Below are 8,628 nucleotides of genomic sequence, written 5' to 3' on the forward strand. Positions count from 1 at the left end.
TACGTCCACCGCCGTTCCTGCCGCAACGCCCCTTTCCGTTCGTGCTCCGTTCCGTCATGATGCGCCCATGCAGCCTGTACCCGACCTTTGTGACACTGATGATGACCTGATCCCGCCCGGCATCGCCGGCTGGTTTCGGTCGCAGGGCTGGACCCCGCGCCCGCATCAGTTGGGCATGGTGGCTGCCGCGCGTGACGGGATGCATGCGCTGCTGATTGCGCCCACGGGTGCCGGCAAGACGCTGGCGGGTTTCCTGCCCAGCCTGATCGACCTGTCCGAACGCCCGCGCGAGGGGTTGCACACGCTCTATATCTCGCCGCTGAAGGCGCTGGCGGTCGACATCCAGCGCAATCTGGAAGCCCCCATCGCGTCGCTGCGCCTGCCTATCCGGGCCGAAACCCGCACCGGTGACACGCCGGAGGCCAAGCGGGCGCGTCAGCGGACCAAGCCGCCGCACATCCTGATGACCACGGTGGAAAGCCTCGCCCTGATGGTCTCCTACCCCGATGCGGCGGAGATTTTCCGGCCCCTGCGCCGCATCGTCATTGACGAGTTGCATGCCCTGGCCGGAACCAAGCGGGGGGACCAGCTGGCCCTATGTCTGGCCCGGCTGTCCAGCCTTGCCCCCTATGCCCTTCGTGCCGGCCTGTCGGCCACAGTAGCCGATCCGGATGCCCTGACCGCGTGGCTGTCGCCCACGGGGCGGCTTTACGATGATGAAGGCGAACTGGCGCCCGTCCGGGTGGTGCGCGGTCGGCCCGGCGCCCCGCCCAAGGTGGAAATCCTGGCCACCAAGGAGCATCTGCCCTGGGCTGGCCATATGGCCCTGCATGCCATGGGGGAGATTTATCAGCGTATCCGCGACCATGGCGTCACGCTGGTTTTCGTGAATACCCGCGCCCAGGCCGAACTGGCGTTTCAGGAACTGTGGCGGCTCAACACCGACAATCTACCCATTGCCCTGCACCATGGCAGTCTGGCCGTGGAGCAGCGGCGCAAGGTGGAGGCGGCGATGGCCGCCGGCAAGTTGCGGGCCGTGGTCGCTACCTCCTCGCTCGACCTGGGTATCGACTGGGCGGAGATTGATCTGGTGGTGCAGGTGGGCGCGCCCAAGGGCGTGTCCCGCCTGCTGCAACGCATCGGTCGCGCCAACCACCGCCTGGATGAGGCTTCCAAGGCCCTGCTGGTGCCCGGCAACCGGTTTGAGGTCCTGGAATGCGAGGCGGCGGTGGCGGCCATCAAGGCCGGCACCCTGGATGGCGAGGCACTGCGCCCCGGTGCGCTGGATGTGCTGGCCCAGCATGTGACCGGCGTTGCCTGTTCCGGCCCGTTCAATGCCGATGCGCTGTATGCGGAGGTAGTGCGGGCCAGCCCCTACGCCAACCTGTCGCGCGATGAATTCGATGATGTCTTCGATTTCGTGGCCACCGGCGGTTACGCGCTGGGTGCCTATGAGAAGTTCAAGCGGCTGACCCAGGACCCCGAAACGGGCCGGTGGCAGGCGGCCAACGGCATGGTGTCGCGCCAATACCGGCTGAATATCGGCACCATCGTGGAAGAGGTGATGCTGAATGTCCGGTTGAACCGGGGGCAGGTGCTGGGAAGGGTGGAGGAATATTTCGTCAATGGTCTGGTGCCGGGCGATACCTTCATCTTTGCCGGCCAGTTGCTGAAATTCGTCGGCATCCGCGACAATGACGTGATCGCGGCCAAGGGCGGGCAGGGCACGCCCAAGGTTCCCGCCTATGCCGGGGGCCGCCTGCCGCTATCCACCCATCTGGCCGACCGGGTGCGGGCGCTTTTGTCCGATCCGCGCCAATGGGATGCGTTTCCAGAGGCGGTGCAGGAATGGCTGCGGTTGCAGCAGTATAAATCCGTGATGCCGGACGCGTCGGGCCTGTTGGTGGAGAGTTTCCCCCGCAACGACAAGGAATATCTGGTCGCCTATTGTTTCGAAGGACGCAACGCGCATCAGACGCTGGGCATGCTGCTGACCCGGCGCATGGAACGGGCCGGCCTGCATCCGTTGGGCTTTGTTGCCACCGACTATGTGCTGGCCATCTGGTCGCTGAAACCGGCCACCAATCTGGATGCGCTGTTCGATCAGGATATGCTGGGCGATGATCTGGAGGCGTGGATGGAGGAAAGCTCCATGCTGAAGCGCCTGTTCCGTTCTGTCGCCGTCATTTCCGGCCTGATCGAACGCCGCCATCCCGGCCTGGAAAAGACGGGGCGGCAGGTGATGTTCAGCGCCGATCTGATCTATGACGTGCTGCGCCGGCATGAACCGGGGCACGTGTTGCTGCGGGCCACACGGGCCGACGCGGCGGCGGGCCTGACGGATGTGCGCCGCGTGGCGGGCATGCTGAGCCGTGTGCAGGGACGTATCCTGCACCGGCGTCTGGACCGGATTTCGCCGCTGGCCGTACCCGTCATCCTGGAAATCGGGCGGGAGCATATCCAGGGAAGCGCCATCGACGCCCTGCTGGATGAGGCCGTGAATGAGCTGCTGGAAGAGGCGGTGCCCGAACTGATGGCCCCGCCGGCGCAGCGGCAGGGCCGTCTGATCTGACGCTTACCGCGCGGCCTTCGCCTTGCGCTTGGCCCGGTACATGCCGGCGTCGGCACGGCGGATCAGGTCTTCTTCCTGGTCGCCGACGCCAAAGGCCTGCATGCCGAAGCTGGCGCGCATGGGCAGGGACTGCATCTGCCACTGGCAGGATTGGGCGTTGAAGATACTGGACAGCATTTCCGCCCGCGCCATGCCCTGGGTCTGATCGGTATGGGTCAGCAGCACCGCGAATTCGTCACCGCCGAACCGGGCGACGATGTCGTTGGCGCGGACATTGTCCTTCAGGATGCGGGCCGCCTGACGCAGATACCAGTCGCCACAGAGATGGCCGTGACTGTCATTGACGGCCTTGAAACCATCCAGATCGATGATGACCAGGACACCGCCCATGCCCGTCCGCCGGGCCATCGCCAACTCGCGATGGAAGGCCTCGACAAAGCCGCGGCGGTTCAGAAGGCCGGTCAACTCGTCCGTCATGGACAGGGTTTCAAGATGTTCGATTCGTTCCTTCTGCTCCGTGATCTTCGCCTCCGCTTCCCGAAGGCGCATGATCGTGTCCTGCAAAAGGAAGACATAAGTATCCGCATTCATCGACACGGGGCCAAGGTCCGGGGCCACGGGGGTCCCCAGGCCGCCGGCGACACTGCGTGCCATATTATGCAGGCTGTTGGTCTGTTGCGGGGCAGCGCCGGGGAAAGCCGACAGGCCACGATCCAGGCCACGAGCCATCGTCATCGGACGGGTCTGGACACTATCGAACGGGCTCATAGTCTACTCCCCTGAATGGGCTGATACTCCGCACCGGTATCAGCAAGGGGTGTGCCATCCGAAAAATCGCATAAAAACAATGGGTTGAAATTCGACTTCGGCTGCTGCGTTCCTGCCGCGCTGCAGTTCTTGCCGGGTGGCCGTGGTGCCGGTGTGGCAAATGCTGCCCAGTCACCCCTTCATCCATCCGGGCGTGCGAATGCCCGTTGCGGCGGACCGTTCGCGGGCGCAAGATAGTGACCTTGCCCACGATCCAGGCCTGTGCCCAACGTGATCCCCTTGTTCCGCACCCGCCGCCCCACCCGCCCCGCCATTGCCTTTGCCCTGGCCCTGCTGCTGGGCAGTGCCGGTACCGTTCCGGCTTTTGCCCGCTCTGCCATCGATATCGCGCCGCACAAGGCGACATACCGGCTGAAGCTGGACCATGCGCGGCTGCAAAGCGGCGTCACCGATGTGAACGGGCAGATGAGCTTTTCCTGGAATGATGCCTGCGATGGCTGGACCATCGATCAGCGGTTCCAGGTCCGCTTCTCCTATGCCGAAGGGGAAGACATGAACCTCATCACCAACTATGCGACGTGGGAGGCGAAGGACGGTTCCGCCTATCGCTTCAATGTCCGCAAGCTGGTGAATGGCGAAGTGGATGAGGAACTGTCCGGTGGTGCCACGCTGGACGGGAAGGGCGGTGGTAATGTCCGTTATGACAAGCCGGAGTCGCGGTCGATGCCGCTGAAACCCGGCACCATGTTCCCCACGGCCCATACACTGCGTGTGCTGACACAGGCCGGATCACCGGAAAACCTGTTCTCCGTGCCCGTGTTCGACGGGGCCGAGGCGGAGGGCGCAAGCCCCGTCAACACCATCGTGGGCAAGCTGCGGTCCCCCGCCGTGATGAAGGTGAAGGATGCCGATCTGCTGGCCGCCAAGGCGTGGCAGGTGTCGCTGGCCTTCTTCCCGATCAATCCCGGTGAACCGCTGCCGGATTACGAGACCAGCATGGTGTTGCAGGAAAATGGCGTGGTCCGGTCCATGCTGGTCGATTACGGCGATTTCCGGGTCTCCATGGAACTGGAGACCCTGGAAAAGGCCGGCAAGCCGCCCTGCTGATACTGCCCGTCAGGGCTCGCCCTTGAAGATGCCCACCACCGGCTCACCACCCGCCACCTGCCGGGCCCGGTACATGCCGGATGTGTTGAAGGACCAGGCCACCTGACCATCGGGCGTCACGGCGACGATGCCGCCATCGCCGCCCAGTGCCGTCAGGCGGGCCTGGATCACCTCATCCGCGGCCTTTTGCAGGCTCATTCCCTTCAATTCAACCAGATCGCAGATGGCGCGCGCCACGCCCAGGCGGATGAAATATTCCCCCGTGCCCGTGGCTGACACGGCACAGGATTTGTCATTGGCGTAGGTTCCGGCCCCGATGATCGGCACATCGCCGACCCGGCCCCACAGCTTGGCGGTGGTGCCACCGGTGGAGGTGCCGGCGGCGACATGGCCGGCGCTGTCCAGCGCCACCACGCCCACGGTGCCGTATTTACGATCCTCAAACGCCATATCGGCGGCGGCCAGCGGCACCGGTTCCGGGCCCACACCCGCCGGACGGGCGGGGATGGGCAGGCCGCGTTCCTTCAACGTCTTTTTCAGGGACTGCCAGCGCCGTTCGGTGAAGAACCACGATGCCTCGGCCTGTTCCACGCGCGCCTGCTGCCCGAACTTCTCCGCCCCTGCCCCGATCAGCATGACATGGGGTGATTTTTCCATGATTGCGCGGGCCAGGGTGATGGGATTTTTGGTGCCGGTGATGCCCGCGACGGCCCCTGCCTTCAGCGTCGCGCCGTCCATGATGGCGGCATCCAGTTCATTGCGGCCATCGGCGGTGAAGACGGCTCCCTTGCCGGCATTGAATTGCGGATCATCCTCCAGCCCGCGCACCACCGCGACGACGGCGTCCATGGCCGTCCCGCCCTTTTCCAGCACCGCGCGACCCCTGTCCAATGCTGCATGCATGGCGGCGCGATAGGACGCTTCCGTCTCCGGTCCCATGGTTTCCCGGTCCATCACCCCGGCCCCACCATGGATGGCCAGCGCCCAGGCGGGGCGGGCAGGGGCCGCCGCCTGCTTCTGCGTGGCGCAGGCGGACAGGGCAAGGGCGGAGCCCAGCAGCAGGGCGGCAAGGCGGATCGGATTGCGGCGCACGGTCACTCTCCCCGGAATGAGATTTCATATTCCCTCAATCGCCGGGCGGCGGCATCCGCCGCCTTGGCTTTCGGCGCACGAGCGCCGGGCTGGCGGTCGCCAGCCTCCAATCTGTTACGGGTCGAGCCCGTGACAGATTGGCATGAGGGAGAGTGATAGCAGCCGCTCCGGTCACTTCACCAGTTCGATCAGTTCCATCATGCCATTATCCTCATGGTTCACATTGTGGCAGTGCATGACCATGGGGCCGGTGAAATCCAGCGCGCGGCTGACGAATTGCAGGACCTCGCCATTGCCGCCGCCGCCCGCCGCAACGCCCGGCTGCTGGATGGTGTTGCCGGCGGGGAAGGTGCAGCCCCCGATACCGGGTCCGGTGGCACAGTTGATCAGGGCCGTATCGCGCCAGATGGGGAAGTCATATTTGACCGACCCGCGCCGGGTGATCTGGAACGAATTGATATGGATGTGAAAGATATGTGTGTCGCTGGCGCTCTGCACGGCCCAGCGGTCCGTCTGTTCCAGTTTCAGCCGGCGCTGCACCCGTTCCAGGTTGAAGGGCCGGCCATTGACGACGGATGCGCCCTGCAGGGCCGTGGGTGCGAATTCATAATTGGTGAAGCCGAACACCACTCCTTGCGTCGGCCCCACCGGCACATCCGTGCGGCTGGCCACATCGTCAGGCGTGTAGAGGGCGTTCAACTGCGTCTGGGTGGGCAGGGCGGTATTGACCTTCCGCTTATGCTTCTTCACGTCGATATAGAGAACAACCTGATCCGATGGCAGGCGGTTATTGCTGTCCAGTTGCGGCACCTGGCACAGGCCGGTGGTGGCGGTCGGCGCATTGTTGGGGTTCGGCTGGAACAGGGCGTAACGCCCCTCGGCGTCCGGCGCCTGAACCATCACGTCCAGACGCTGGCCCGGCGCCATGATGGTCAGTTCGTTGTTGATGACATCGGTGCCCGCCGTCGGCGTGGTCAGGTCAGCGACGGGCGCGCCCAGCCTGAAAGGCTGGTCCTGCGCGCCCGCCGGCAGGGGCCGTTTGATCGGCACGCCATCGGCGGCCAGGGCATAGAGTGTGGGGGCGGGCGCGCCGGTGCCCGGCAGGGGCAGGACGCAGAGCGGCAGGTTGTTGCGGATGGTGGTGTTGACCACGCGCCACAGCATTGCCTCACCCGGTGCCATGGTGATGGTGGCATCCATCTGCCCGTTCACCGACAGCTTGGCATTCACCGCTGAGTTCTCCAGCGATGTATTGCCCAACTGGCCGCAGACGGCGGGGCCATAGGCGGCCTGACAATTCACGGCATAAAGCGGCTCCGCCTCGGTCAGCGGGTTGCTGCGCGTGAATTCGATCTGCTGGAACACCAGGACGCGTTCGCCATTCAGGGCCTTGGCCTGTTTCACAGCCTCCAGACTGTCGATGCCGTTCTTCTTATCCTCGATGATCAAGGCACCGGCCATGCCGCTGCCCAGATGCATGGCGACGGCGCCATGCTTGTGCGGGTGATACCAGAAGGTGCCCGCCGGATGCTGTTCCGGGATTTTGTATTCATAATCGAAGGCGCCTTCGACACAGACATGGCGGTGCGCCACGTTCTTGTCGGTTTCCGAATGGCAGGCCTTGCGAAGGTCGGCGGCGGTCGCCCCTTCCGGCAGGATATTCAGCAGCACATTGTCGCTATTGCCCAGCGGTGTGACATGCAGGCCGTGCGTGTGCAGGTTCAGGATGTCGAAGCCGTGGGGCAGCGTATCGACATTGGTGCTGTCGGCGGCGGGCGTACCGCTGTCATGGCTGTTGCTGAACGGGTAATAATCGCCGTCACCCGCCGATGCCTTCATGTGGTTGGTCATGCGGATGCGCACCGTTTCCCCCGGCGAGGCGCGCAGCGTGGGGCCGACCAGCAGCTTGCGCGTCTCGTCCCACTTGCCAGTGCCCTTGGAAATGAAGCTGCGGCTGGTGATGCGCTGGGTAAAGGGCGGAAGGCGATATTCCGCCGTCACGGCCTCCAGATCATATTGCCCGGCAGCGTTGCGCCGCATGTCGGGCGGATTGACCAGTTCCGCCGCCATGACCGGCCCCGCCATGGCAAGGCACAGGGCCGCAACACCCGCTTTCAACACTGTCCGCATAACCCTTTATCCCCCCGATGCCTGACGCATGGCGGGCAGGATAGCAGGATTTCAGATGTATGCTATATGCAACCGATGCGGGTCTTAGGCCAGGGTCAGGATCACGGGCGTGTGATCCGACGCCTTCTCCTTGGCGCGCGGCCCCTTGTCGATCTCGCACGCCACGATGCGGTCGGCGGCCTGCGGCGACAGCAGGAAATGATCGATGCGCAGGCCATTGTTCCGGGGCCAGGCACCGGCCTGATAATCCCAGAAGCTGTAGGCGGGAACGAGGCCCGGATGCAGGGTCCGGAATGCCTCCGTATAGCCCAGGGCAAGGATTTCCTGGAACTTCAACCGCGTTTCCTGCCGGAACAGCGCATCTTCGCGCCAGCCGGCGGGGTCATAGACATCTTCGGCGGCGGGAATGACGTTATAATCGCCGCCCAGTACCGTGGGCTGTCCGCTTTTCAGCAGTTCCGCCGCATGCAGGCGCAGCCGTTCCATCCAGCGCAGCTTGTAGGGGTATTTCTCCGTTCCCACCGGATTGCCGTTGGGCAGATAGAGGCTGGCGATGCGCACCCCCTCGATGGTGCCTTCGACATAGCGGGCCTGTTCATCCTCCACCTCCCCCGGCAGGCGGGTGATGATGTCGGTGACGGGCGATTTCGACAGGATCGCTACGCCATTATAGGCCTTCTGACCCACGGCATGGACGTGATAGCCCAACGCCTCGAACGAAGCCGCCGGGAACGACGCCGTCTCGCACTTGATCTCCTGGAACAGCACCACGTCGGGTGCCGCCTCAATCAGCCATTCGGTGATATTGGCGAGGCGTGCCTTGGCGGAATTTACGTTCCAGGTTGCGATCTTCACGATGGGGAGCCCTTGCGAGTGAATATGATTAAGTTGGAGGCCTCCCTCCCGTCATCCCGGCGAAAGCCGGGACCCAGCGTGAGGCGCGGTTAGCGCCGATATGA

At 64.4% G+C, this 8,628-nt stretch carries 6 protein-coding genes; 2 read left to right on the plus strand and 4 right to left on the minus strand.

Translation table 11 applies throughout. The annotated features are described in order from the left end of the window. Positions 1-67 precede the first annotated feature (67 nt). Positions 68-2,572: a ligase-associated DNA damage response DEXH box helicase gene (locus ACODSP_RS02405; protein ID WP_488964034.1), complete on the plus strand. Its 2,505-nt coding sequence runs from the start codon at positions 68-70 to the stop codon at positions 2,570-2,572. A gap of 3 nt (positions 2,573-2,575) precedes the next feature. Here ACODSP_RS02405 and ACODSP_RS02410 read toward each other — a convergent pair whose 3' ends face one another. Further along, a complete protein-coding gene (locus ACODSP_RS02410; RefSeq protein ID WP_488964035.1) occupies positions 2,576-3,340 on the minus strand; it encodes a GGDEF domain-containing protein in 765 nt (254 codons plus the stop codon). 261 nt (positions 3,341-3,601) lie between these two features. Between ACODSP_RS02410 and ACODSP_RS02415 the strand changes: the two genes are divergently transcribed. After that, on the plus strand, positions 3,602-4,447 hold the full coding sequence (locus ACODSP_RS02415) for a cell envelope integrity EipB family protein (protein WP_488964036.1): 846 nt from the start codon (positions 3,602-3,604) through the stop codon (positions 4,445-4,447). Positions 4,448-4,456: 9 nt separating this feature from the next. On the opposite strand, the gene ACODSP_RS02420 is transcribed toward ACODSP_RS02415, so the two are convergent. The 3 genes from ACODSP_RS02420 to xth all read right to left on the minus strand — a co-directional run bounded on the left by ACODSP_RS02420 (position 4,457) and on the right by xth (position 8,524). Beyond that, positions 4,457-5,539 carry an isoaspartyl peptidase/L-asparaginase family protein gene (locus ACODSP_RS02420; protein ID WP_488964037.1) on the minus strand — a complete coding sequence of 361 codons (1,083 nt, stop codon included), beginning with the start codon at positions 5,537-5,539 and terminating at the stop codon, positions 4,457-4,459. Positions 5,540-5,710: 171 nt separating this feature from the next. Then, a complete protein-coding gene (locus ACODSP_RS02425; protein ID WP_488964038.1) occupies positions 5,711-7,669 on the minus strand; it encodes a multicopper oxidase family protein in 1,959 nt (652 codons plus the stop codon). An 84-nt stretch (positions 7,670-7,753) separates the two neighbouring features. Beyond that, complete coding sequence (gene xth, locus ACODSP_RS02430) at positions 7,754-8,524, minus strand: exodeoxyribonuclease III (RefSeq protein ID WP_488964039.1); 771 nt, start codon at positions 8,522-8,524, stop codon at positions 7,754-7,756. Positions 8,525-8,628 lie beyond the last annotated feature (104 nt).

The organism is Niveispirillum sp. FG156, assembly GCF_057809555.1.